Source organism: Bacillus sp. FJAT-27986, from assembly GCF_001685035.1.
Taxonomy (GTDB): domain Bacteria; phylum Bacillota; class Bacilli; order Bacillales; family Pradoshiaceae; genus Pradoshia.
In genome coordinates this window covers 273,385-299,024 of record NZ_MAYV01000014.1, presented here as the reverse complement: position 1 = coordinate 299,024, position 25,640 = coordinate 273,385, and the positions used below count along the sequence as shown (strand labels likewise).

Annotated in this window: 29 protein-coding genes; 22 read left to right on the top strand and 7 right to left on the bottom strand. The window is 37.6% G+C overall.

The genetic code is table 11. The features are described 5' to 3' along the window. Positions 1 to 91: 91 nt before the first annotated feature. From A8L44_RS10135 to phoU, 6 genes are all read left to right on the top strand, one after another. The gene (locus A8L44_RS10135; RefSeq protein WP_254654710.1) at positions 92 to 2,176 is read left to right on the top strand and encodes a peptidoglycan D,D-transpeptidase FtsI family protein; all 2,085 of its coding nucleotides are present in this window, start codon (positions 92 to 94) and stop codon (positions 2,174 to 2,176) included. 282 nt (positions 2,177 to 2,458) lie between these two features. Further along, complete coding sequence (locus A8L44_RS10130) at positions 2,459 to 3,355, top strand: phosphate ABC transporter substrate-binding protein PstS family protein (protein ID WP_066105135.1); 897 nt, start codon at positions 2,459 to 2,461, stop codon at positions 3,353 to 3,355. Between the two features lie 71 nt (positions 3,356 to 3,426). Continuing rightward, positions 3,427 to 4,314: a phosphate ABC transporter permease subunit PstC gene (gene pstC / locus A8L44_RS10125; protein ID WP_066105134.1), complete on the top strand. Its 888-nt coding sequence runs from the start codon at positions 3,427 to 3,429 to the stop codon at positions 4,312 to 4,314. Further along, positions 4,311 to 5,225, top strand: coding sequence for a phosphate ABC transporter permease PstA (gene pstA / locus A8L44_RS10120; RefSeq protein WP_066105131.1), 915 nt, complete (start codon positions 4,311 to 4,313; stop codon positions 5,223 to 5,225). The genes pstC and pstA overlap by 4 nt, the downstream gene beginning before the upstream one ends. A 32-nt stretch (positions 5,226 to 5,257) precedes the next feature. Further along, positions 5,258 to 6,058, top strand: a complete 801-nt coding sequence (gene pstB / locus A8L44_RS10115) for a phosphate ABC transporter ATP-binding protein PstB (RefSeq protein ID WP_066105128.1) — start codon at positions 5,258 to 5,260, stop codon at positions 6,056 to 6,058. Between the two features lie 29 nt (positions 6,059 to 6,087). Then, on the top strand, positions 6,088 to 6,747 hold the full coding sequence (gene phoU, locus A8L44_RS10110) for a phosphate signaling complex protein PhoU (RefSeq protein ID WP_066105126.1): 660 nt from the start codon (positions 6,088 to 6,090) through the stop codon (positions 6,745 to 6,747). 69 nt (positions 6,748 to 6,816) lie between these two features. Here phoU and A8L44_RS10105 read toward each other — a convergent pair whose 3' ends face one another. Then, a complete protein-coding gene (locus A8L44_RS10105) occupies positions 6,817 to 7,434 on the bottom strand; it encodes a LysE family transporter (RefSeq protein ID WP_066105670.1) in 618 nt (205 codons plus the stop codon). 224 nt (positions 7,435 to 7,658) lie between these two features. On the opposite strand from A8L44_RS10105, the gene A8L44_RS10100 reads away from it, so the two are divergent. After that, on the top strand, positions 7,659 to 8,051 hold the full coding sequence (locus tag A8L44_RS10100; protein ID WP_066105123.1) for a hypothetical protein: 393 nt from the start codon (positions 7,659 to 7,661) through the stop codon (positions 8,049 to 8,051). Positions 8,052 to 8,070: 19 nt separating this feature from the next. Here the strand turns inward: A8L44_RS10100 and A8L44_RS10095 are convergent, their stop codons facing one another. Beyond that, a complete protein-coding gene (locus A8L44_RS10095; RefSeq protein WP_066105120.1) occupies positions 8,071 to 8,532 on the bottom strand; it encodes an endolytic transglycosylase MltG in 462 nt (153 codons plus the stop codon). Then, positions 8,529 to 8,891 (bottom strand): hypothetical protein, encoded by a 363-nt coding sequence (locus tag A8L44_RS10090; RefSeq protein ID WP_066105117.1) that lies wholly within the window; start codon positions 8,889 to 8,891, stop codon positions 8,529 to 8,531. Before A8L44_RS10090 ends, A8L44_RS10095 begins: the two co-directional genes overlap by 4 nt. 223 nt (positions 8,892 to 9,114) lie before the next feature. Between A8L44_RS10090 and A8L44_RS10085 the strand changes: the two genes are divergently transcribed. The 7 genes from A8L44_RS10085 to A8L44_RS10060 all read left to right on the top strand — a co-directional run bounded on the left by A8L44_RS10085 (position 9,115) and on the right by A8L44_RS10060 (position 14,151). Next, a complete protein-coding gene (locus A8L44_RS10085) occupies positions 9,115 to 9,684 on the top strand; it encodes a hypothetical protein (protein WP_066105112.1) in 570 nt (189 codons plus the stop codon). Between the two features lie 63 nt (positions 9,685 to 9,747). Next, on the top strand, positions 9,748 to 9,897 hold the full coding sequence (rpmG, locus tag A8L44_RS10080; protein ID WP_066105110.1) for a 50S ribosomal protein L33: 150 nt from the start codon (positions 9,748 to 9,750) through the stop codon (positions 9,895 to 9,897). Positions 9,898 to 9,964: 67 nt separating this feature from the next. Further along, positions 9,965 to 10,528 (top strand): 5-formyltetrahydrofolate cyclo-ligase, encoded by a 564-nt coding sequence (locus A8L44_RS10075; RefSeq protein WP_066105107.1) that lies wholly within the window; start codon positions 9,965 to 9,967, stop codon positions 10,526 to 10,528. Beyond that, positions 10,521 to 11,309 (top strand): DUF92 domain-containing protein, encoded by a 789-nt coding sequence (locus A8L44_RS10070; protein WP_077248066.1) that lies wholly within the window; start codon positions 10,521 to 10,523, stop codon positions 11,307 to 11,309. The genes A8L44_RS10075 and A8L44_RS10070 overlap by 8 nt, the downstream gene beginning before the upstream one ends. Positions 11,310 to 11,359: 50 nt before the next feature. Next, a complete protein-coding gene (locus A8L44_RS10065) occupies positions 11,360 to 12,316 on the top strand; it encodes an L-lactate dehydrogenase (RefSeq protein WP_066105102.1) in 957 nt (318 codons plus the stop codon). Between the two features lie 59 nt (positions 12,317 to 12,375). Next, the gene (locus tag A8L44_RS18955; protein ID WP_175354273.1) at positions 12,376 to 12,531 is read left to right on the top strand and encodes a hypothetical protein; all 156 of its coding nucleotides are present in this window, start codon (positions 12,376 to 12,378) and stop codon (positions 12,529 to 12,531) included. A gap of 84 nt (positions 12,532 to 12,615) precedes the next feature. Then, on the top strand, positions 12,616 to 14,151 hold the full coding sequence (locus A8L44_RS10060; protein WP_066105098.1) for a rhomboid family intramembrane serine protease: 1,536 nt from the start codon (positions 12,616 to 12,618) through the stop codon (positions 14,149 to 14,151). 10 nt (positions 14,152 to 14,161) lie between these two features. Here the strand turns inward: A8L44_RS10060 and A8L44_RS10055 are convergent, their stop codons facing one another. Then, entirely contained in the window at positions 14,162 to 15,037 is an 876-nt protein-coding gene (locus A8L44_RS10055; protein WP_066105093.1) for a hypothetical protein, read from the bottom strand. Between the two features lie 223 nt (positions 15,038 to 15,260). Between A8L44_RS10055 and A8L44_RS10050 the strand changes: the two genes are divergently transcribed. From A8L44_RS10050 to A8L44_RS10035, 4 genes are all read left to right on the top strand, one after another. Then, on the top strand, positions 15,261 to 15,488 hold the full coding sequence (locus tag A8L44_RS10050) for a YqgQ family protein (RefSeq protein ID WP_066105666.1): 228 nt from the start codon (positions 15,261 to 15,263) through the stop codon (positions 15,486 to 15,488). 6 nt (positions 15,489 to 15,494) lie between these two features. Continuing rightward, positions 15,495 to 16,469 (top strand): ROK family glucokinase, encoded by a 975-nt coding sequence (locus A8L44_RS10045; RefSeq protein ID WP_066105090.1) that lies wholly within the window; start codon positions 15,495 to 15,497, stop codon positions 16,467 to 16,469. Positions 16,470 to 16,923: 454 nt separating this feature from the next. Next, positions 16,924 to 17,970 (top strand): DUF2332 domain-containing protein, encoded by a 1,047-nt coding sequence (locus tag A8L44_RS10040; RefSeq protein ID WP_066105087.1) that lies wholly within the window; start codon positions 16,924 to 16,926, stop codon positions 17,968 to 17,970. A 631-nt stretch (positions 17,971 to 18,601) separates the two neighbouring features. Further along, positions 18,602 to 19,768 carry a M14 family metallopeptidase gene (locus A8L44_RS10035; RefSeq protein ID WP_066105084.1) on the top strand — a complete coding sequence of 389 codons (1,167 nt, stop codon included), beginning with the start codon at positions 18,602 to 18,604 and terminating at the stop codon, positions 19,766 to 19,768. Positions 19,769 to 19,847: 79 nt separating this feature from the next. Here A8L44_RS10035 and A8L44_RS10030 read toward each other — a convergent pair whose 3' ends face one another. Further along, on the bottom strand, positions 19,848 to 20,021 hold the full coding sequence (locus A8L44_RS10030) for a DUF2759 domain-containing protein (protein ID WP_066105081.1): 174 nt from the start codon (positions 20,019 to 20,021) through the stop codon (positions 19,848 to 19,850). 220 nt (positions 20,022 to 20,241) lie between these two features. Between A8L44_RS10030 and A8L44_RS10025 the strand changes: the two genes are divergently transcribed. Continuing rightward, a complete protein-coding gene (locus tag A8L44_RS10025; protein WP_066105078.1) occupies positions 20,242 to 20,874 on the top strand; it encodes an MBL fold metallo-hydrolase in 633 nt (210 codons plus the stop codon). A gap of 119 nt (positions 20,875 to 20,993) precedes the next feature. After that, a complete protein-coding gene (locus A8L44_RS10020) occupies positions 20,994 to 22,115 on the top strand; it encodes a class I SAM-dependent methyltransferase (RefSeq protein WP_066105076.1) in 1,122 nt (373 codons plus the stop codon). A 32-nt stretch (positions 22,116 to 22,147) separates the two neighbouring features. Here the strand turns inward: A8L44_RS10020 and A8L44_RS10015 are convergent, their stop codons facing one another. Both A8L44_RS10015 and A8L44_RS10010 read right to left on the bottom strand, forming a co-directional pair. Further along, entirely contained in the window at positions 22,148 to 22,390 is a 243-nt protein-coding gene (locus A8L44_RS10015) for a DUF2626 domain-containing protein (protein ID WP_066105073.1), read from the bottom strand. Between the two features lie 101 nt (positions 22,391 to 22,491). Beyond that, positions 22,492 to 23,199, bottom strand: a complete 708-nt coding sequence (locus A8L44_RS10010; protein WP_066105070.1) for a helix-turn-helix transcriptional regulator — start codon at positions 23,197 to 23,199, stop codon at positions 22,492 to 22,494. 341 nt (positions 23,200 to 23,540) lie between these two features. Between A8L44_RS10010 and comGA the strand changes: the two genes are divergently transcribed. Next, entirely contained in the window at positions 23,541 to 24,602 is a 1,062-nt protein-coding gene (comGA, locus tag A8L44_RS10005) for a competence type IV pilus ATPase ComGA (protein ID WP_066105067.1), read from the top strand. Then, positions 24,592 to 25,632 carry a competence type IV pilus assembly protein ComGB gene (gene comGB / locus A8L44_RS10000; protein WP_066105064.1) on the top strand — a complete coding sequence of 347 codons (1,041 nt, stop codon included), beginning with the start codon at positions 24,592 to 24,594 and terminating at the stop codon, positions 25,630 to 25,632. The genes comGA and comGB overlap by 11 nt, the downstream gene beginning before the upstream one ends. Positions 25,633 to 25,640 lie beyond the last annotated feature (8 nt).

Here is a 25,640-nt window from a genome sequence, read left to right as displayed (position 1 = left end):
AACTAAAAGTTGCTGGAATCTTTTACTTCTGTTAATCTTTAAAAATTGATAATAAAATGATAAGAAATGTGTATTAGAAGGGATGGGGACAGTGAAAGTCAGAAAAAAGAAAAAGAAAAAACATGTACCTGTTCGCCTGAATCTACTGTTTTTTGCAGTATTTGTAATGTTTTCTGCATTAATACTCCGTTTAGGAATTGTTCAGATTGTATATGGAGATGACTATAAGCGTGAAATAGAGCGGACAGAGGATGTAACTGTGAGCAATTCTGTGCCGAGGGGAAAAATATATGATCGAAATGGAAAAATCATCGTTGATAATCAACCTTTATATGCGATAACTTACACACGTACACAAAAAACCTCAAGCAAAGAGATGCTTGAAACTGCTGAAAAACTTTCCAAGCTAATTGAGGTTGATACTGATAAAGTTCGTGAAAGGGATATGAAAGACTTTTGGATTTTAAATAACCCAGAAGCTGCTAAAAAGAAAGTAACAGAAAAAGAATATCAGCAATTAAGTGATGGAAAGCTGACAGATGATGATATATACAAATTACAGCTTGAGCGAATTACTGAAAAAGAAATAGATTACAGTCAAAGTGAGTTGGAAGTGCTGGCGATCTATAGCAAGTTTATTGCCGGTTACTATTTAACTCCGCAAATTGTGAAAAATAAAGGAACGACATATGAAGAGGTAGCGAGAGTTAATGAGCAGATTGAATCTCTTCCAGGCGTTGATACAACAACAGATTGGGAACGTAAATATGCGTATGGCGATACGCTTAAATCTGTTTTAGGTAAAGTATCAAGTGCCAGCGAAGGATTGCCCTCTGATAAAACAAGTTATTATTTAGCTCGGGGCTACAGTCGAAATGATAGAGTTGGAACCTCCTACTTAGAACAGCAATATGAAGATTTATTACGCGGTCAACAGGAGAAAATTAGAAATGTAACGAATACATCCGGCGATATTGTCAGCACGGAGGTTATTTCTGAAGGACAAAGAGGTAAGGATCTTGTATTAACAGTTGATATGGATCTTCAAATAGCCACAGAAGAAATTATTGAAAAGCAATTGAAGGAAAAGAAAGCAAGCGGGAATACAAAATATCTCGATCGTGCTTTTGTTGTTGTAACGAATCCTAATACTGGTGAACTCCTAACTCTGGCTGGTAAACAATATGCAGCCGATGATAATGGAAAAATGCAAATGAATGATATGGCATTGGGAACTTTTACTTCATCCTATGCCATGGGCTCTTCAGTTAAAGGAGCAACTATTTTAACGGGATACCAGACCGGTGCAATAAAACCTGGACAAGTCATTTATGATGGACCAATGAAGATTAAAGCCACGCCAATTAAAAAATCATGGAAGAATTTTGGGAATATTAGTGACATTGAAGCACTGAAAGTATCCTCCAATGTCTACATGTTTAAAACAGCGATTGCTCTTGGTAAAGGAAACTATGTTCCGGGAGGCTCTCTGAAAGTTAATAACTCAGCATTCAGCACAATGAGGAATTATTACAGTCAATTTGGCTTAGGTGTTAAAACAGGTATAGACTTACCTGGTGAACAAATCGGCTATAAAGGATCCTCGCAGGGTGCCGGATTATTAATGGACTTTTCCATTGGCCAATACGATACGTATACTCCATTGCAGTTGGCTCAATATGTTTCTACCATTGCAAATGGAGGTAACCGTATAAAACCGCATGTTTTAAAACAAGTCCGTGAGCCAGTGGATGATGATGAAGATAATACGCTTGGACCGGTTATTAAAGAGGTTAAAACAGAAGTGATGAATACTCTTCCAATGAAAACTGAATGGATTGAACGTGTCCAGGAAGGATTTAGACAAGTTACCCAATCCACCGGAGGAACCGCCTACTCTTATTTTGGAAATGCTGACTATAAACCAGCAGGTAAAACAGGGACAGCGGAAGCCTTTTATGATGGACCTAAATGGGAAAAGGGTACTGTACAGCCAGAAACCTATAATATAACCTTTGTTACCTATGCTCCTGCCGATAACCCGGAAATTGCCATGAGTGTAGTAGTACCATGGGCTTACCAAAATTCGTCAGGACATAAAATGAACCTCGAAATCGCAAAAGAAGTTTATGAAAAATATTATGAATTAAAAGAAGAACGAGCTAAACAAAAATAAAAGATTAATAGAAAATTGGGTCTGCCTTGATTTATGGGGCAGACCTTTTTTTATTTACTGCCAGCATAATTTAGGTAAGTATCATTCTTTTGGATTATTATTACAAATAAATAGTGCGGTTTCTAGGATTTTGCAGTCATCTTTACAATAAACTTTTGATTTTTTACACTACGTTTACAATTCTTTAACACAGTATTTAAACTTTATCTTTACTATAGAAAATGTAAAGGGTGAAAATTAAAAATTACAAATAAATAGCCAAAGTATATGGGAGGATTGGAAATGCGTAGAAGGAAAACAGCATTTATGATTACTTTGATACTTATAATCGGATTGCTGGCAGCTTGTACCAGTAATAATGGAGGAGGAGCAAAGGCGGGAAGCGGCTCTGAAGAAGAAGGATACACAGGAATCATAAATGCAGCTGGTTCTACAGCTTTACTACCATTGGCAGATGAAGCAGCAACTGAATTTATGGCGAAAAATCCAAATGTATCGGTTACTGTTCAAGGCGGTGGAAGCGGAACAGGTATAAATCAAGTGGCGAGTGGTGCAGTCAATATCGGAAACTCTGATCTACCTTCAGCAGATAAAATTGAAGATGAGAAATTAGCAGAAGAACTGGTCGATTATAAAGTAGCCGGTATTGCGTTTGGCATAGTGGTGAATGATGATGCCAATGTAGATAATTTAACAATTGAACAAATCCAAGGAATCTTCTCCGGAAAAATTAAAAACTGGAAAGAGGTTGGCGGAGCTGATTCAGAAATAAATGTCGTGAACAGACCAGAATCATCAGGTACCCGATATGCCTTTGAAAAAACAATCATGAAGGATGTCAGCATGAATACAGGGGTTGGAACAACTCAGGATTCTAACGGTGCTGTAGAAAACTCGATTAATTCCACACCTGGTTCTATTAGTTATCTGGCTATGAGCTACCTCGCTGAGGGGAAAGGCTCATCCTTAAAACCGGTAACTATTAATGGGGCTGAACCCACAATTGAGAATGTGGTAAATGACAGCTACCCTTTTTGGTCCTATGAATATATGGTAACGAAAGGCGAAATAGGCGGAGCTGTTAAAGGTTATATGGATTTCATTAGGAGTGATGAGTTTGCCGAAACCGTTACGAAAATGGGATACATTCCAATGTTAGAGCTAGAAAATAAAGAATAATTCCAAGGATGAAGTAAACAGGAAGTCAAACAGCCTGGTTATCATCTGTTTGCCGGAAGGAGCGAAAAGGCTTGAATGATCATAAACCAATCAACTATTGGAAAAGTGAATATATCGGACGGATTCTTGTTACATTATGTGGACTATTAATCGTTGTAACAACTTTGGCTATTATCGTTTTTATTACAGGAAAGGGTATTCAGTCATTTACAAACAGTAATATCTCTATAGTGGAGATGTTGACCTCAACAAACTGGAGTCCCAATGATGGGAAATATGGAGCTTTGATATTTATCATCGGTTCTATACTTGTATCAATTGGTGCCATTGTTATCAGTGCACCTATTGCAATAGCTCTAGCAATATTTACGAACTTTATTTCCCCGAAATTCGGAAAAAAGGTCTTGCAGCCGGTTTTGGAATTGCTGGTTGGTATTCCATCCGTTGTTTATGGTTTGCTAGGTGTGACTTTATTAGTTCCCCTACTTAGAAACACATTCGGCGGAGTAGGATTCAGTTTAACAGCCGGGATAATTGTACTTAGTATCATGATATTACCGACTATTGCAAGCTTGGCAACAGATGCGTTAAAAAATGTCCCGCCACAGCTTCTGGAAGCCTCCTATGGGCTCGGTTCCACGAGATGGCAGGCAATCAGCCGAGTAATCATTCCTGCCGCAAAGAATGGCATCTTTACAGGAATCGTTATGGGGCTTGCACGTGCTTTTGGTGAAGCACTTGCCGTTCAGATGGTTATCGGAAATACGGTTAAATTGCCGACTGGCTTAAATGATCCCACGGCAACGTTAACTGGAATTTTAACGATGGACATGTCTAATACAATGAATGGAACTGCATGGAATAATGCATTATGGAGCCTCGCGCTAATACTTTTAATCATGTCATTCTTATTCATCATGATTATTCGTTTTATCGGGAATAGGGGGGCACAGAAATGAGCGCTAGAACAGTAAATAAAATCTGGACGGGTATTTTCTATATCGTTGCTATTTTTGTCATTATTTTATTGAGTTATTTAGTATTTGAAATACTCAAAAAGGGCTGGGGTTTCTGGGACCCATCTTTTCTGACTGGTCGTTCTAGCAATATGGATGCTGGTGGGGGAATCGGATATCAGCTATTTAACTCTTTCTATATGTTAATTATTACTCTGATAATCTCTGTACCGCTTGGCTTAGGCGCAGGTATTTATTTGGCGGAGTATGCCAAACCCGGAAAGTTATTAACGTTTATCCGATTATGCATTGATACGATGGCCTCTCTCCCGTCCATTGTAGTTGGTTTATTTGGTTTATTGGTATTTGTCACAGCTACAGGTTGGGGGTACACCATTATCGGAGGGGCACTAGCAATTACGATTCTGAATTTACCGAGTTTAACACGTGTCAGTGAAGCGGCAATTACAGAGGTATCAGCCGGTGTTAAAGAAGCCAGTCTGGGACTTGGGGCTACCAAATGGCAGACAATTGTAAAAATTGCTCTTCCTACAGCAATGCCTCAAATTATAACGGGAGTTATCCTGGCAGCTGGTCGTATTTTTGGTGAAGCAGCAGCGTTAATTTTTACAGCAGGATTGACAACACCAATCTTGAATACAGCAGCCGATCTAACAAGTCCGGTTAATCCTTTTAATATATTCAGACCTGCAGAGACATTGGCTGTTCATATTTGGAAATTAAATTCTGAAGGAATTGTTCCGGATGCAACGGCAATCGCGACTAAATCAGCAGCAGTATTGATTATAATGGTATTAATCTTTAATCTCCTTGCACGTTTATTCTCAAAAATTATCCAAAAACATTTTGAAGGCGGCAAAAGTAAAACAAAACAAAAGGCATCTGTGTCTTAAGTGAAATCACCATTACCAAGGGGGAAATTGAGATGATAGAATTAAAAGAAGCCAACCCGGCTAATACGGAAAAGTCTGGTAAACTTGTTTACGATACACAGGGTTTGGATTTGTGGTATGGTGATCACCATGCTTTAAAGGATATTAATCTTGCCATTAATGAAAATGAGGTTACAGCCATTATTGGCCCATCTGGATGTGGGAAATCTACTTATATTAAAGTATTAAATAGAATGATTGAACTTATTCCAAGTGTTCGTACTTCTGGTGATATATTTTACCGGGGACAGAATATCTTTGATAAAGATTTTCAAGTGGAAGAATTACGGACAAAAGTTGGAATGGTATTTCAGAAGCCAAATCCTTTTCCAAAGTCTATTTATGAAAATGTAGCATACGGACCTAAAATACATGGTATTAAAAACAAAAAAGAATTGGATGAAATTGTAGAAAAAAGCTTGCGTGGTGCAGCAATCTGGGACGAAGTTAAGGATCGATTGCATACAAACGCCAACGGACTATCAGGCGGACAGCAGCAACGTATTTGTTTGGCACGATGCCTTGCCGTTTCTCCTGATGTGATATTAATGGATGAACCGACTTCCGCATTAGATCCAATTTCAACATTAAAGGTTGAAGAACTCGTACAAGAGTTGAAAGAGAAATTCAGTATTATTATCGTTACGCATAATATGCAGCAAGCAGCTCGTATATCTGACAAAACTGCCTTCTTCTTGAATGGTGAAGTCATTGAATATGACAAGACAGATAAGATTTTCTCAAACCCATATGATAAGAGAACAGAAGATTATATAACAGGACGTTTCGGATAAGCCAGATCATTTTGAAGGGAGAATAAAAAATGGTTTTAAGAGAAAAATTCGAGAGCGAGCTAAAGGAATTAAAGCTTAAAGTAATAGATATGGAACGTTTTGCTTCATCTGCCTTGAATAAATCGTACCAAGCATTGCTGAAAAATGATGTAGAGCTAGCACTTTCTGTTATAGAGGATGATAAAAAGCTTGATAAAATGGAAGAAGAGCTTGATGAACTGGCTATCTTGATGATTGCAAAGCAGCAGCCTGTTGCAACGGATTTAAGGCATATTGTTTCAGCTATTAAAATCGGTTCTGAAATTGAACGGGTTGGTGATTATGCAAAGAATGTTGCCAAAACTGCGATTAGATTATCAAAGGAAGAAAAGCCCTTTGTTAATGAGGCTGTAGGCGAAATGCACGCTACTTGTATGAAAATGCTTGATATGTTCAATAAATCCTTTATGGAGGAAAATATTGTCCTTTCTAAGGAACTTGCAGAGCTCGATGATACAGTGGATGATTTATATGGACAGGAAATCCGTAAAATACTTGAAATGAAGCATCCTGAGTCTGCTACGGTTAACGAAAATTCTCAGTTATTGTTTATTGTCCGCCACTATGAAAGAATAGGCGATCATATAACTAATATGGCGGAAGAAACCCTTTATATGATTAAAGGAAGACACTATCATTTAAATGAATAGAATTGTGATAATAAAAATGGAGATTCCCATATAGGGAACTCCATTTTTTCTTGTGCCTATTTTTAATGCTTAAAAAAATAATGTCTTTATGCCCTGAAAACCAAAATATACTCCAAAACCGACCAGAGAAATTCCAGAAAAGGCTGAAATAGCTTTCAAGCTAGTGTCATTCAGAAATCTTCTGAACCCAGTTGTTAGAAAGGCAACGGTAATGTCCCAAAAAGTTAGCCCGAGAAAAATCATCAAGCTGTACACGAGAAGAGAGCTTGTACCGTACGAAGTAACTGTTTTAGCGAGAACCGACCCATATATTCCTATCCAAAAGAGGATGGATAATGGACTTGTAATGGACATTATAAATCCAGTTAAAAAAGATTTCGATAACGAGTCTTTCGTACGATAATCTTCCAATGAAAGTGTATGGACCCTCAAAATGCTTTCAATTCCGGTATAAATAAGAACAAATCCTCCAAAGAGCCAAAGGAAAATCTGGACATATGGAATCGTAATAAATTGTACAAAACCCAAATAGACCAATAACATGAATATTCCATCCGCAATCATAGATCCTGCGCCTACTACCCAGGCGTGTAAAAAACCGTTTTTGATCCCCTTATCAATTCGGGCTGAGTTAACCGGACCAATGGGTGCCGCCAATGTTATTCCTAACAAAAAATAACTAAACATAATATGTCCGCTCACGCTTTCACTCCATCTTCTTATGTATTAGTAACTTGTACATATTATGAAGAAAAGTGGATAAGTATGTATAACAGTTTTATTGAGGTTGTAAAAAGCGTTTAATTAAAATTCTAGCTTTATCCGACTAACGGACAATCCTTAAAGAGGTTTATAAATTGGTGACTTGGATATAAGAAAATAACATTTATTAATAAAAGGGGGATTAGAGAATGAAGGAAAAAGAGACAGTAGAAGTGGACGGAGTACCTATAACCTATTTTCTGAGTGAAAAAGCTGTTCATATAGACAATAATAAAGAATTGGAATCCATCATCCCAAACCCTAAAACAGCCATTAAGCTGGCAAGGAAACTGAAAGCAAACTATCAAAAGAAATACGGAAGGGAATTATCGGTATCTGAGCTCTCTATGGCTATTGAAATCTATGGTCATATTTATCCAGAAAAAATGGCCAAAGCTATAAAAGAACTGCCTTTACCCGGCTTTGTTGATCATGCGATGAATAATTTAATTGAAAAGGCCGATATTATCGATTCAGGGGAAGAGAGTATTGATCAAAACAGAAAAATCTGGGATGTTATTGCAAAGGTCATCCCAGTTTAAAAGCTGCCACTTTGATGCACTATTTACCCTTCGTTAAAATGGCAGATAAGGCAGCATAGTCCATGTTTTTATAAACTGTATAGGTCCCAGTCTGAATCTTTTTTGTGAGATCCCGATTATTCAAGTAGGTAGAAAACTTATCGGTATCTTCAATCACGCGCTCCTCTTTTAATAGGCTGATAATCTCGTCGGAAGCCATTCCAGGCTTAATCGATAATCTAATGGCTACAGTTTCTTCTTTATTACTTTGTTGATTTTCTGTTTTTAGTTGATTAATAGATTGAAGGTTCTTTTGATAGTCATCCCACTCACTTTTTGATAAAACATGATAACCATCCTCCTGTAGAGTTTTTTGAGCGTCCTCGCTTGAAAGGGGCACCTTTTTAGCTGCTGATTCATCTGTGGCAAGATAATATGCCGTAAATACGCTTGTGGCTAAAAAAATACCTGCAGCTGCTCCAGATATGTATAGTCGGTTCAATGAAGATCGCCTCCCTGACTTTCAAGGCTCCTAATTACCTCATTGTTTGATAATGCAGATTGCCTGGAAATTTGTTCAATCGATAATCCTTGTTTGTACAAATGAATGACCTGATTTTGAATAACCTCGTGTATGGGCGAGGAATTAGTTAAAAAAGATACCTCCGAAAACGATTCCTCGTGCAGGATTTCCTCCTCAAGTGCACGAATTCGTTTTTTAATTATATACATTTCTTGTACATGCTCTAATGAAAGCTGTTCAATCTCTTTTTCTACTTTAGTTTCCTGTCCTTTATAAAATAACGATAGTAAGAACAGTAAGGCAGATAGAGAAAATAAACAAATCAAAATGATTATCATGAATACCCTCCCAAATTAAATTACAATCCCTATTGTACAACAATTTTCACTGGATTTTGGTAAAAATATATGAAAAAGGAAGTGTTGCTCATAATTTGGAAGTAGGTAGTGGTTCTTCGACAATATGCGTTCATTGTCATCTAGTTCAGGGAGTGTTAGGATTTAATGGAAGATATTAGTGGCTCGCTAAAGCAGGTAAGATAAATGAAAGGGGTGGTACCGCATGGACCAGTTAGACTCTTTAAATAAAAGTACTAAAAAAGCCAGCTGTAAAAGGCTTGTTGATGATAAATCCGGATTAATCGTACCCTATCTTTGGTGCAAAAACGATCAAGATCAAGAGGGGATATCTGCTGCAGTACAGTTAACAAATAATGATTATTTCGATAGAGTAGATGTAGTCTGCAAAAATGATGGGGATCGACCACTTGAAATTAAGATATTTTTTGTTCATGAGGCCTTTAGTGAAGTATCAGCAAGTTTTTATAGTCCTGCGGATTCTTTAATCTATTTATATGGTAAGAATACGATAAGCTTATTAAATGGAAATGATTGTGCATCTATATCGATAATGGAACGAAAACATAAAAAAGCGGTGTACGAATTAATGGAAAATGGCCAAATTATCCACTCTCCTTTAGCCAGAGGTCTAGTTGTCTGTACAACGATGTACAAGCTTCTAGTGGAGCCCGGAGTGAAAATGGGGGTTTCTAATTGGATAATTACAGGCAAGAATAAAGAGGAAGTCATGCTGTTTGATTACTTGGTCAAAAATCAGACTAGCATTTATTAGTGAAAGGTGATATTATAGAAAAGTCGTATAAAATGAAGTTTTGAATGAACTGGAGGGACTCACATGCGTGTAAACATTACTTTAGCTTGCACAGAGTGCGGTGAGCGTAATTATATCAGCACAAAAAATAAACGTAATAATCCTGATCGTCTTGAGCTTAAAAAATATTGCCCAAGAGAGAAGCGTACAACTGCACACCGCGAAACAAAATAAAACAACAGGAGGTTCTCTCCTGTTGTTTTTTTTTGGGATTATATAGAATTTAAGGGGATTTAACGCAATGTTAAAGGGAGAATTAAGATCGACTTATCGGAGTTTATTAGCGGAATTTCCGTCATACGAGCGGGATACATATACATCTAAAATTGTTGAATACTTATTTAGTCATGACATATGGAAGAATGCAAAGACAATCGGAATCACAATTTCTCGGCATCCTGAGATTGAAACGAAAGAGATTATCGAGAGAGCGTGGAAAGAGAAAAAGAATATCGTGATTCCAAAATGCTATCCACACACAAAGCATATGGAATTTTATGACTATCGTCCAAATACGATACTTGAGTCAGTTTATAGTGGTTTAAAAGAGCCCAGACCGGATAAAACACAAAAGATAGAATCCGACCAAATCGATATAATGGTAGTTCCGGGACTCCTATTCTCAACAACTGGATATCGGATTGGATTTGGCGGCGGCTATTATGATCGTTATTTGGCATCATTTTATGGAATCAAACTTTCGCTGGCGTTTATGATGCAAATAAGAGATGATATCCATACAGAAGAGTTCGACATCCCTGTCGACTATCTATTCACAGAACAAGGGGTAATAAATTGTGGGTAACTTAATTATTTACGGCGCTGTTGCTGTCGGCTCCTACGGGGCATATCGGCTTAAAGCTCTGAGTAAATCCGGTGCTCTCGCAGCATTTCTTTTGGGAGCTTTAATTGTTATAGGACTTGGATGGGAAGGTTTACTACTAATTGGTTTGTTTTTTTCCTCATCTAGTCTGTTTTCCAGTTATAAAAAAAGAATTAAGCAGAGTATTGATAAAAAATTAGCAAACGGAAGCAGACGAAATTGGGCCCAGGTAGCAGTAAATGGCGGTCCTGCTGGTATAAGTTCTTTACTTTATTTTATATCTGACGGTTCTGATATTTGGTTAATTTCCTTTATCGTATCAATTTCAGCAGCTACTTCTGATACATGGTCATCTGAACTTGGAGTATTGAGTAAATCTGACCCAATCCATATAATCAGTTTGAAAAGATGTGAACGGGGTACTTCAGGGGCAGTCTCAGTCCATGGAACTCTGGCCGGGCTGTTTGGCTCCATATTCATTGCAGTAATAGCAGGTATACTGTTTAATCTGTCATTTTCAACAATTCTCCTACTGAGTGCATTCGGATTTCTGGGCAGTATTCTGGATACCTTACTGGGGGCTTTCCTGCAAGTCGAATATATATGCCCAGTTTGTTCGGTTCATACGGAGAAAAAAGTGCACTGCAATACACGGACTGTTAAAAGGAAAGGAATTAACTGGATTAATAACGAAACTGTAAATCTAAGCTCAATTCTGATAAGCACTATTTTTTGTATAATAACTTGGTATAGTATCACATAATACTAGGGTATAAAGAGCTTGTATGCAGTGTGAAAAGGTGGTTTTTGTTAATGAAAAAGAATGTAAATCGTGTTGTCCTTGTTGGTACAGGTTTTGTTGGAAGCAGCTATGCATTCGCTATGTTAAATCAGGGAATTGCTGAAGAATTTGTTTTAATTGATTTAAATAAGGATAAAGCAGAAGGCGATGCAATGGACTTGAATCATGGAACTCCATTTGCACCGAATAGAACGAAAATTTGGTTCGGAGATTATTCAGACTGTAAAGATGCAGACATTATCGTTCTAACTGCAGGAGCGAATCAGAAGCCTGGTGAAACACGCTTAGATTTAGTTGAAAAAAATATGAAAATCTTTAAATCCATTGTTGGAGAAATTATGGCTAATGGATTTAATGGGATCTTTCTTGTGGCTGCGAACCCAGTTGATATCCTTACATATGCAACATGGAAATTTTCAGGTCTTCCTAAACATCGCGTACTTGGCTCTGGTACGATTCTTGATACGGCCAGATTTCGATTTATGTTAAGCGATTATTTTGAAGTGGATCCTCGAAATGTCCATGCCTATATCATTGGAGAACATGGGGATACAGAATTACCTGTATGGAGCCATGCCAATGTAGGCGGAAAGAATATGAACGAACTGATTAAAGATAAACCTAATCATTCCATGGAAGATTTGGATAAGATTTTTATTAATGTACGTGATGCAGCTTATGAAATCATTAATCGAAAAGGTGCAACATTCTATGGAATTGCCATGGGTCTGGTTCGTATTACAAAAGCCATCCTTCAGAATGAAAACAGCATTTTGACAGTGTCAACCTTCCTAGATGGGGAGTACGGACAAGAAGATGTGTATGTAGGTGTCCCTGCGATAGTAAACCGTGAAGGAATTTCTGATATCCTCGAACTGAAATTATCAGATGATGAGCAAGAGAAATTTTCACATTCTGTTAAAGTATTAAAAGAAACGATGAATCCAATTCTTGATCAGTTACTATAAGTAGAATAAAAATCCCTCCTGTTCACCAAACTATATGGTAATACAGGAGGGATTTTTACATGAATAAATTCTTAATTATTTTCGTATCTGGCATAATAGGGTATATAGTGTTTCAAAAGAGGTCTTCCATTATGAAGAATCAAGTACTGCGCAACATCCTTATAGCCGTTCTAATGGAATTGCCAATTTTTAAAACTGTGCAAGATCAAACATAATGACCAGAGGAATTATTTCTGTTCCTCTTACGTAATGATAAAATAGATATAGAAACTTTTTAGGGAGAGAAAGTAGGGGAATCCGTGAGTTTTAAAGAAGAATATATCTATTGGTCCTTTATCAATCAATTGATTACGAAAAAAGGGTATCGATTTATATCTGCATCCACTGATCAGCAAGAAATATGGCTTGAAAATCAGTCGAGTCGGATAGATCCCCTAATCCGTATAAAAAGAGAAGATTTGGATTGGTCCAATAATATGAAGCGTGACCGAAATCTTGTACTGCAGAATGCAGAGAAGATTCGTAGGTTTCTTTCCAGGAAGGAACTAACTGTTAAAACCATTTATGTTAGTCAATATGCTCCGGTTGATGATTATTCGGATGTCCTTGGAAGATACTCAAACGAAAGTCGTGCAAAAATTACGATTGATACCATGATTTTTCAAACAGAGGCTATGGAAGAATCTTTGACGGAATTGGAAAGCTTTCTGGGGTTTCCGTTGGAAGTGGTCAACAGGGATTATGAGTTTATAGAAGAAAATGAAATTAACCATCTTAAAGAAGATGCTTTGGCTGCTTCTTACCAAAAGCAGAAACAAGATGAACAAATCTTTAGCCATGGCAAACCAATCTTTACATACTTGTTAATGGCCATCCAAGTTCTTGTGTTTATTTTACTCGAGATGCGTGGCGGAAGTACAAACACTGAAACCCTCATCCAATTTGGTGCAAAGTATAACCCATTGATTATGGAAGGGGAATGGTGGAGATTCTTCACACCCATCTTTCTTCATATTGGATTTACACACTTGATTCTGAACACCTTAAGTTTGTATTTTGTCGGAGTTATTGTTGAGCGTATTTATGGAAGCTTAAGATTTCTGGTTATTTACTTTTTTGCAGGCTTTATTGGTTCGGTAGCAAGTTTTATTTTGATGCCCAATCTATCAGCCGGTGCCAGTGGTGCGATATTTGGCTTACTCGGTGCCTTGCTATTGTTTGGTATACTCCACCCCAATCTCTTTTTCAGAACAATGGGATGGAATGTGATTGTAATTTTGGCCATCAACCTGGTTATTACATTCTCTGCAGATGCTATAGATAGTGCCGGCCATATCGGCGGTTTAATAGGTGGATTCCTCGCAGCAACGATTGTCAGATTGCCGAAAAATCCTAAGCTTGCCGTGCAAATGGGTGCGCTGCTCCTGACCGTTTTGTTAACAATAGGAGCTTTAGTATATGGGTATTCATCAAATGAATCTGACCATAAATATCATAATGATGTCACTCTTGCTCATGAATATGTGAATTCTAAGGAATATGCCAAAGCCTATGAGCTTATCGAAGGCTATCTAAAGGAAGAAGACGCTCCAGAAGCATATTTTTTAGCAGGATATATAAAGTATCATCAATATGATCTGAAAGCGGCTGAGACGTATTTTCTAAAAGCCATTGAACAGCAAGAAGTGTTTCCAGAAGCATATTATGATATTGGACTGCTCTACTGGCAACTGGGACAAATCGATAAAGCTAAAGATTATATCCAAATAGCAGTTTATCAGGAACCGGATAATGAAGATTATAAAACAACGCTGAATGAGCTTGATTCCGAATAGTTATCTTACTTTAAGGCAGCTGCTGATAATATTCATGTATATTGCCTGATTTATCCTGAATAAGAATAATTAGTTTGTTTGAGTCTTGTTTACGCAAAATCAAGGGGATGGTACTGTCTATCGGATTTATGACTGTACCATCCTGTTTTTTTATTCCTGAAACATAAATGGAATAAAAAGCTTCCCATAGCTTTTCCGTAATCTCCAGACGCTTTTGCTCTGAATATCCGGCTAATAATCTTTTTTCTTCAGTCGAAAACTGTGTCAGGGGAACTACGTGATACCTTGTAATATCAATCTTTTTGTTATCTGTATAGCGATTGAGCACTTTAGTCAGCCTGGAATTACTTACAGAAGACAGGGTAAAGGCCCATTCCTTTTGTTCCTCGGTTTCAGGAGAATGAAATGATTTGGTTGGTCCATAACGTGAAGCAATGACAAACAGATTACTATCAGTTAATTTAAATGAGCTGGTAATCTTGTCGTTTTCCGTATGAATCTCAGCATAATGAATGGTAACCACTTGAAATAAAGAAGATTCATGAGCTTTTACGGTTGTCTTTTGGGATATTCGATCTGTATTCTGCTCCCATTTCTTTGTAAACTCTTTTAAACGACCGTTTTGAAAAAGAAGTGAGAAATCCTGTCTGAGATAACTTGTTTGATTTAAAATAGATTCAGTCGATAACGCAACATCGTACTGTTCTGTATCTTTTTCCTGCTTAGGCATGACAAGGGAAGAGGTTGTTTTAATAAACGCAGCCTTTTGATTAAGTGGAAAATATTTAATAACAGCTATATCCCTTTGTATATAAAGCTGTTTCCACCACATAAAGGTAAATATGAGTACTAAACCGACTATTAGGTAACCAATATATTTTTTCAAAAGGATTCTCTCCTCACTTTAGATTATTGCCTTACGTATATATTCTTAAATGGATGTCAAATGATAAATAGACGGATGCTTTGTCCTAAGCAATATATGTGTAACTCTAAATACATATGCTTTGTTTATAAATGTCACAATTGACGGAATACAGAAAGAAAGTATCTTGAGGAGAACAACTAAATTCAGATATACTAAAGAAGCAGGAAGGAATGTGACAAAAATGAAATCCGTATATGAAATTCAACAATATTTAAAGAGGTTTGGAACCATCATATACATGGGTGATCGATTAGCTGATCTAGAGATGATGGCAGGAGAATTAAGAGAGCTATTTCACTCTCAATTGATTGAAATCAGAGATTATCAAACGGCAATTTTAATCTTGAAACAAGAAATAGAGTATGAGAAGGAAAAGCAACAGCTAAAACAAAAACAATCGAAAAGGTGAATCAATATGCTGGGGAAACAAGATTGGTTACTGGGAATTGATATTGGCGGTACAACGATTAAGCTTGCTTTTATAGATAAAGAAGGGACCATTGTACATAAATGGGAAATCATAACGAGAACGGAAGAAAATGGTCTGCATATTGTTTCTGACATCGGCAAATCTGTCAGGGCAAAATTGGAAGAATGGCAGGATGGTAATTTAGTAGGTGTCGGAATGGGTGCTCCTGGTCCAGTTAATTTTGAGAACGGTTCAATCTATGTGGCCGTGAATATCGGTTGGAGAGATTTTCCTTTAAAGGAGTTGCTGGAAAAAGAATTAGGAATTCCTGCAGTGGTTGATAACGATGCGAATGTAGCATCCTTCGGTGAGTTTTGGAAGGGAGCAGGAAAAGGTACAAATGATTTAGTCTGTATCACTCTCGGAACTGGTGTGGGTGGCGGTGTAATCACTAATAAGCATTTGGTGCATGGAATTAGTGGGGCAGCTGGTGAGCTCGGTCACATAACGGTTCAGCCAGAGGGTGGAGCTCCTTGTAACTGTGGGAAAACAGGCTGTGTTGAAACGATTGCCTCAGCTACCGGTATCGTAAGGCTGGCGTTAGAGAAGATTAAAGAGAAACCAGATTCGGACCTCTCGATTGTTTTTAACGAAAATGGGTTGATCACTTCTAAAGACGTAGTTGATTGTGCTATAGGCGGAGACCAGGCAAGTCAGGATGTCCTTGATGAGGTAGCTAAATACCTTGGACTTGCAGCTGCCAATGTGGGCAATATGATTAACCCCGACATCATCGTAATCGGTGGTGGTGTTTCAAAAGCTGGGGACATTATTTTAAAACCAATTGAGAAATACTTTAAGCAATTTGCCTTTCCGCGGGTTGCGGAATCAACTGAAATCAAAGTTGCATCTCTTGGTAATGATGCGGGTGTTATAGGCGCAGCGGGCTTAATCATGCAGCAACTAGGACAAGAGATTTAAGAGTCCACGTGCTGAGGTAAACGTTAATTACTTAGTAGAATTTAATTAATTTTGGAAGCATTTCAATGTATTTTGTTGAAGTGCTTTTTTATTTGCAAAAGTTTTTATAAAGGAAAATAAAAACCATATGTCGAAATTAATTTGATGAGTATAACATGAAAATCCGATGATAGAGGGTTTGGGGGATGAGGGTGCCGAAGCATATTGTATCTGCAGCAACGGTTGTATTAAACGATGCTGGGGAAATTTTGTTGATTAGGGGTCCGGCCCTGAAAGTTTAGAGGTGGTTTAATTTTAGACAAAGAATCGAGTATTGTCTGGACGAAAGCATTCAGCCGTTTTATGTCGAATTTAATGGTAAGTATCGTGAGGGAGCTATACATGAGCTATTAGGTGAATGAAGCTTCAAGATCAAGTAGGGTGTCATTATTTAGTTTTAAAAGGGGGGTTCCAATTGTTTAATAGTGTTCTTTCTCAAACCTTTATAAATTTTGCTGAAAGAGAATGTATAGGCTCCAGCAGGCTATACGAGCACTTATCTATAAAAATTTCTGGAGATGAAGCGCTTTTAGAGATATGTATGAATGCGAGGGAGGGTCAGCCAGTACCAAATCTCTTATTCGGTGCTGTCCACTATCTTCTGTTAAAGGGTAAAGAACATTCACTGAAAGAGTATTATCCTAGTTTGGTTGAGTATCCGAAAGCATATATGGAATCTTATGGACCTTTTAGGGATTTTTGCTTTACTTATCGAGAAGAGATTGAATTTATTCTTAGATCGAGACGGGTTCAAACCAATGAAGTGCGAAGATGTGCATACCTGTACCCCGCCTTTTGTACTGTTCATGAGATAGCAAAGAAACCCTTGGCACTTATTGAAATTGGAACAAGTGCAGGATTACAGCTTCTTTGGGATCACTATTCATATACATATGGGCAAGAAAGTACCTATGGAAATTCAGAATCTAAACTTACAATTTCAGCAGAAATAAAAGGAGAAAATGTACCAAACCTTCCCTTCATGCCCCCGCCAGTTTCAATTAGGATTGGCTTGGATTTACATACGGTTGATTTAAATGTTGAGGACGAAAAATTGTGGCTTAAATCCTTAATATGGCCCGAGCATGCGGAGCGGCTGTCTATGTTTGAAAAAGCTGCAGCCTATGTGAAGGGGAGTTCCTTAAGATTGATAAATGGTGATGGCGCTGATCTATTACCTGACTGTATACAGGATATCCCAGAGAATCATGCTGTTTGTATTTTTCATACACATGTTGCTAACCAAATGCCAATGGATGTGAAAAAGCATCTGTTGGAAACAATCAAGGATATTGGGAAGATGAGAGAGGTATTTCATATTTATAATAATATTCAAGATAGATATTTGCATCTGGATTATTATTTGGATGGCATTCTGAACAAAAATACGATTGCAGAAACCGACGGGCACGGCAGATGGTTTAAATGGTTATGGGAGAGTGAGCGGACAATTAGTCAGTAGGAAATGAAATTCGCCCTTTTGAATTTGTTTTCTTTGACGGGATATTTTTAACTAAATCAATTAATTAGGTATTAATCCAATACGGGTTAATGCCTTTTTTTTTTCGTTGACCCAACTGTTTTTCATTCGGTTTGAATTGGATAGTTGAGTGAGGATGTAGGAGGTACTTGTCAAAGGACAGAGATAGCCGCACCAAACCATATGCCGGGGTAGTAAAGGTGCCTGAAAGGTGGGTGAAGTATGTAGGAAAGCAGCTATGCCCCACCTATGAAGTACCTATGCTCCAGCTATACCGGGGTAAAAGTGCCTGAAAGGTGGGTGAAGTGTGTAGGAAAGCAGCTATGCCCCACCTATGAAGTACCTATGCTCCAGCTATACCGGGGTAAAAGTGCCTGAAAGGTGGGTGAAGTGTGTAGGAAAGCAGCTATGCCCCACCTATGAAACACCTATGCCCCATCTACACCCTGCCTTTCCCCAGCCCATACCCCGCTAAATGGCATACTAAAAAGGCTTATACAGTTAAAGGCAACTATAATCAAGCTGTTTTTTACGAATCTATACATAATATCTGTTAGCTTCTGTATTTTTTGATCGGAGTATTCATAAAATGAGTAGAAAAGGATGTGATTCTATGGAAGTCATCATAAAGAAGCCTGACTTATTATCGAGATTGGCCGTTTTGTATTCTATACCGATCGCACTTTTACGGGAATGTAATTTACATATTAGTAATAATGAGCTATCTGTTGGCGATATGGTTCATATACCTGGATATTGGACAAGGGAGGAAAGGTTATCGTCCTTGGATATCACACACCCTGTAGAACGTGAAAGAATTCAGGTAGCTAATTCAATGGAGAGTATGGAAGAGAATCCGAAGCAATCTGTTAGATTGCCTGTGAAAATTCAACATAGTATTGTGGATCAGACTTGTCCATATTCATCAAGTAAATGCATGAATGACATGGAAATACTTACAACCATCTATCCTTTCCTGCAGATGAAATCTATCGGGAAATCTGAACTTGGCCAGGATATTTGGGAACTGCGAATTGGTATTGGTCCAAAAAAAGTCCATATGAATGCCTCGATGCATGCGAATGAATGGATTACTAGCTTGGTTTTAATGAAGTGGCTGAATGATTATTTACTGGCATTAACAACGGGGACAAATTTAGGAGAATGTTCAGCATTGGAGCTATTCCTGGAGTGTGATTTGTCACTTGTTATGATGGTGAATCCTGATGGTGTAGATTTAGTAGTAAATGGTCCATCTGAAAAAATGAAAAAAGATTTAATTAGGATGAATGATGGAAGAGAAGAATTTTTAGGCTGGAAAGCGAATATTAGAGGAATTGACTTAAATAATCAATTTCCGGCAAACTGGGAGATTGAGAAAAAGAGAAAACGGCCCAAAAAACCAGCAGCAAGAGATTTTCCTGGAATCGAGCCATTAACAGAAAGTGAAGTGAAATCACTGGTTGCACTTGTGCAGAAGGAAGGGTTCGATCGTGTAGTTTCTCTGCACACTCAGGGAGAAGAATTTTATTGGGGATATGAGAAAAAAGAGCCGGAAATCACCTCTGTTATGGCTATGGAATTTACTGCAAGATCAGGCTACAAGGCCGTTCGCTATATTGATAGCCATGCAGGCTTTAAGGATTGGTTTATTGATCAGTTCAAGAAGCCTGGATTTACATTAGAGCTGGGTAAAGGAATCAATCCTCTTCCTTTATCACAATTTGAACAAATTTATCGGGATACAAAACCAATTTTAAATGCTTGTCTTTATTTATAGAAGACAGGAACTGTTGAACGAAAAAGAGGAATCCTGTTTAAAGGATTCCTCTTTTTCAGATGTAAAGCGTATACAATAATTAATGTACAGCAGGATAGCCGTCTCTAATGAAGGTCATGATGGCGAACCAGCCAAATACAACGGCAGTACCCAAAGCGAATACTAGACCAAGGAAATTTTTGTTTTTAAAGGCGCTGATTAATGCGAAAATAGCCAAAATGGCAACTAAACCAAAAATAATTACCAATCCCATTTCATTTACCTCCCCTGGAATTATTAAGTAATAAAACCCAATAAATCATTAAATTGTAAAATAAATGCATTCAATAGTATTTTAATTCTTTTCAGATTATTTGTCGAGATATTATAGGCGATTTGGAAGGAATAGGAACAATAAAGTATAAGACTCTTTATACAAAACCATCACTTGTGTAAAATAAAAGAAACTAAACTGATACTTCAGGGGGAAAGACATGAAGAAAACATGGAAAAGAGTTCCTTTAGGGCCTTTGCAAACAAATTGTTATTTATATGCCAAGCAGGATGGTGAATGTTTAATCATCGACCCGGGCGAGGAAGCAGAAAAGCTGATTCAAATCATTCGTGAAAAGAAATGGAAACCAATTGCAGTTCTTTTAACTCACGCTCATTTTGACCATATAGGGGCAGTGGACAGGGTACGGGAAGTATTTAGTATTCCGGTTTATGTACACAAAAAAGAAACAGAATGGTTAACAAATCCAGCTTTGAACGGTTCGCGATTTTTCCAACTTGGTGAGATTAAGGCTGCTCCCGCAGAAAATGTGATTTCAGAGGAAGGTATTCTAAAAATCGGGGATTTCACATTTAATGTACTGTTTACACCTGGACATTCTCCAGGAAGTGTTTCTTATTATGATAAGGACGAGGCGATTGTATTTTCAGGGGATGCATTATTTCATATGAGTATAGGCCGGACCGATTTACCTGGTGGAAATCATCAACAGCTAATGGATAGTCTTCATAAAAAATTATTAACTCTTCCAAAAGATACGCTTTGTTTATCTGGACATGGGCCGGAAACCATCATTGAAGATGAGATGAATCATAATCCATTTTTAAGGTAATAGGTGTACTAATTGTAGACCCTCCTTAACAATTAGATAAGGAGGGTCAGGGGGGATTTCCTATAAAATGGGAGGGGCCATTTTAAGTTATACCATAAATTTACAATAGGGATAATGTGATGTCAATGCCCGTTGTGGAAATATTTACAAAATTGGGTGAATTTATGAAAGATATAATCATTCGGTCCATTGAGGAAACAGAAGATTTATTTTTACCGTATGACAAATATATAGAGTTGGCATTGTATCATCCTGAATATGGCTATTACCAACGGAGAAAAGATAAAATTGGAAGTAGCGGTGATTTCTATACTTCGGTGAGTATGTCCCCTGTCTTTGGTGAATTTATAGGTAAATGGGCAGGAAGGAAGCTAATTGAATCTGACCTGCCTCCCGCTATATGTGAGCTTGGCGGTGGCACCGGGAAGATGGCATGTGATTTTTTGAGAGGATTGGAACTGTACAACCCAGAGCTGGCATCTAATGCAATTTATTATATTGTTGAATCCAGTGCCTATCATCGAGAATTGATTTTAGATACGGCGGCAAAGGATCATAGAATTCGTTTGTTAGATTCTATCAAGGATATGCCACTAATAGAAGGTTTCATTTTTTCAAATGAATTTTTTGATGCTTTTCCGGTCCGTGTTTTGATTAAAGATAAAAATCAGTGGAAAGAAGCAGGCGTCACAGTAAAGAATGGAGAGCTATTTGAAACCGCCAGAAATCTCAATAATCAGAGGATTTTATCCGTTATAGAGAAGTTGGGTATTCCGGAGTTTATCAATCGAATAGAGGTGCCATGTCCAATGATGCTTGCCTATGAGCAAATTGTCGACAAAATAAAGAGCGGATACCTTATGACAATAGATTATGGAATGGATATGGAGGATTTCTATATACCTGCTCGAAAAAACGGTACCTTAAGAGGATTTAAGGACCATCAATTAATTGGCTCAATTCTCGAAAATCCAGGAGAAACAGATATAACGAGTACCGTCAATTTTTCATTGCTTAAATGTGAAGGGAAGAGAAGAGGGCTTGATCTAGAGTACTGGGGAGGACAACAGTCATTTTTATTAGAGGAAGGGATATTGGATGAGCTGGTTCCACATGCGGATGCAGATCCTTTTTCTCCTGTCGCCAGGCGCAACAGACAAATCAAACAGTTAGTTCTGGGAGACTGGATTAGTGATAGTTTCAGTGTTTTAGTTCAATCTAAGAATATAAAAAAACCTTGATTGCTCCAGCTCAATCAAGGTTTTACTGTAAATTAATGTCCCGCTCCAGGAGTCATCATGAACGTTGTCCAATAGGTGAACCCTGCAAAGAAAACTGTTAAATAAGCACCGAAAACATATAAGTACATTCTTTCAGACAATTTTAAATAGCTTAAAATAACAAAGAAACCAGTTTGACCGAAAAAGATGAGTGATGTAGTATGCATACCGCCAACAAAGAACATGACTGCCATAATTCCAGTCCAGAAACCACATACTCTGAACATTCTGTCCATTCCTTAACCTCCCTTATCCCCTTATAATTCCATCACTACTATTATAAGGATATTGTTAAAGAATGTAAACTATCTTAAAATAGGATGACTGAATTGTGTGATTAATTTCCGGCAAGCATCTTGTATGTGCAAGCTTGGCAACCTGCATGATCAAACATATTTTCCTCTTCTATTAATTCGATTGAATCAAAAAGGACGCTGAACATACCGCGTAAAAACTCATAATGCATTCCGCATACGGCTTCTTTTTGCTCAAAGGCAATTTCTTTAAAAGGACAGTTGTGTATTCTAAAGAAAATGGTTGAATGATCCTCAGCTGTTATGAATTCCGGATAGAATCCAGCAGTAGTCGATGCATCTTTTATGATAGAGAGTTTGTGGTCGAAAGACAGGCTGTCCTGACTTTCTCCAATTCCTTTCATATGCTGTTCAGCCAAATCTTTCCCAAATAATCTTCCGGTATTGAATAACGCTTCCTTACCTGCTTCTCCCAGTGAGAACATTGTCTGAAGGGCTATTTTTGCAAGCAGTTGGTAATCGCGGTAAGGGAAGTTTAATTGTATGACATCATCTGATAATCTATATAATCTGCTTGGTCTTCCACCTTTTCCTGTTTTCTTAGTTTCAGAAACAAGCATATTTACATCTTCGAGCTTTGTTAAATGTAAACGCGCAACATTGGGGTGAATCTCAAATATATCCGCAATTTCCTGTACCGTCACCTCGCTGTGCCTTTTAGCTATATGCTGATAAATATAGTATCTGGTCGGATCTGATAATACATTGGTAATTTTTAATGTTTGGTCCATTGTGGTCCACCTCGCGCTCCTTAATAGTTCCATTATAATACAGTCAATCAAGCATTGATATGCTGTTCTTGGCTATTCTGACTCTTTGGAAACATATGTTGTAATTTAGCCACATTTTGATAAATCAATATTTAACATGTATATATTACTATCTTAATTTTAAAATTAATCTGTAAATATGTTAACAGAATAAAAGGGATGAAATATTTCATGATTATGAAAAATTACCCAAATTAACGACGAATTGTGACAGATTTTGAAACTTTCGTTATGCCAGCAGGGATTGAAAAATTAATGTCTAATAACATAAGAGAGTAACATATAAGGAGGTGAAACGAGAATTGCTCACCATCGATAAGTTAGCTGAAAAAGTTGTAACAGAAGCAGTAAAATTCAAAGCCTCAGATATCCACATTGTTCCCCAACGCAAGAAAACCCATCTTTACTATCGGATTCACAATCGCTTATTTTCAGAAGGCAGTTACCAAAGAGACAGGGCCCAACGACTCATCTCTCATTTTAAATTTATGGCCGGCATGGATATAGGAGAAAAAAGACGTCCTCAGTCAGGGGCCTTAACGATGTTTGTTTCAAATAAATGGATTGGTCTCCGATTATCCACCTTGCCTACCCCATACTCTGAATCTCTCGTCATTCGTATTATTCCAAGTTTACAAACTCTCCCAATCGAAGAAATCTCCTTATTTCCAAAAATGTCAACTACGTTAATTTCCATGCTTAAACATTCCCATGGATTAATGATCATCTGTGGACCGACTGGAAGTGGTAAAACTACAACTTTATATTCCATGCTCCATCATGCCAAAAATACCGTTAACCGAAATATTATTACACTGGAAGATCCTGTTGAACATCAGTCCGATGATGCCATTCAAGTCCAGATTAATGAAAAAGCCGGTATCAGTTATTCAGTAGGCTTGAAAGCTGCCCTGCGCCACGATCCCGATATTATCATGATTGGAGAAATCAGGGATGCTGAAACGGCCAGAATAGCGGTGCGCGCCGCTTTAACAGGCCACTTAATCTTAACTACGATGCATGCCAGTGATGTATTGGGTGCAGTTAGAAGGCTTTTGGAATTTGGGATAGACAAGGAGGAGGCAAAGCAAACTCTTTTAGGTGTAACCTCCCAAAGATTATTGGAATTGCACTGTCCTTTTTGTAAGGGTGAATGCTCACCGTACTGCCTTATGGAAAAGAGCAGAGGGCGGGTAAGTGTGCATGAAATGATTTATGGCAATGAATTGGCGAAGGTTTGGGCAGAGATGGAGGGAGATGATGTGAACTTTCATTATCCGGAATTATCTTCTCTCATCAGCAAGGCTGTTGCCTATGGATTTGTGGATCAAAAAGAGTATGAGAGGTGGGTGCATGAGGAGTAATCTAAAGTCCCGATGGTCTTGCAGGGATCAGGCGAGATTTCTTCAGGAATTGGGCGATTTATTGGAGAATGGCTTTACTCTTTATGAGGGTATTGAATTTTCTCTTATTCATGGAAAAAAGAAGTATCGAGAAGAAATTAAGGATGCATTGGAACTATTGAAAGATGGCCATACTTTTAGGGACTTTTTAGAATGGCTCGATTTTGAACAAGAGCTCGTTGGTTTAGTATCCTACGGTGAAAAACACGGACAGCTATCCAAATCCTTGCAGAATGGAGGCGAAATATGGCTTAAGAAAAGTGAGGATCGCGCAAAACTAAAAAATTTATTGTATTACCCAGTCTTCCTACTTGTTTTTACATTTACCTTGCTGCAAGTATTTACAAATTATTTGTTGCCAAAATTCTCAAGTATGTATCAGGGCGCAGGGCAGGAATCAAATATATTCTTAAAGTTATCCGTTTTACTGGCAACCCTCGTTAACTATCTTCCATTTTTTATCATTGTGCTCCTAACCATGCATTTGTTTATATACCACTATTATTTAAAAAAACTATCCAAAATAAAACAGGAATTACTGATGAATAAAATTCCGTTCCTGCGTTCTTTTAGAAAGCTTTCCACAACGTATTATTTTTCTATGCAGCTGGGCTCATTATTAAAGGGTGGTATTTCGATTATTGATGCGTTAACGATTATGAGTCAGCAGGATCCAAAAAGTTTAGTTAAGGAAATAACCCATCACATGATTAAAAGTCTTCAGGAGGGAGATTCATTAGAAAGCATTAGTGGGAATCTCACAATTTTTATGAATGATTTTGAGCGAGTAATCAGCCATGGGCAAAAAAATAGTTTATTAGGAGAAGAACTTCTTTACTACAGCAGATATCTGTTAAATGAGATGGAGATGCAGACTGAAAAATATATAAAGGTGGTTCAACCATTAATGTTTGGCCTTGTTGCCATTTTAGTGATCCTTCTGTATTTGGCAATATTAATGCCAATGATTTCATTGATGAATACGATATAGGAAGGTGT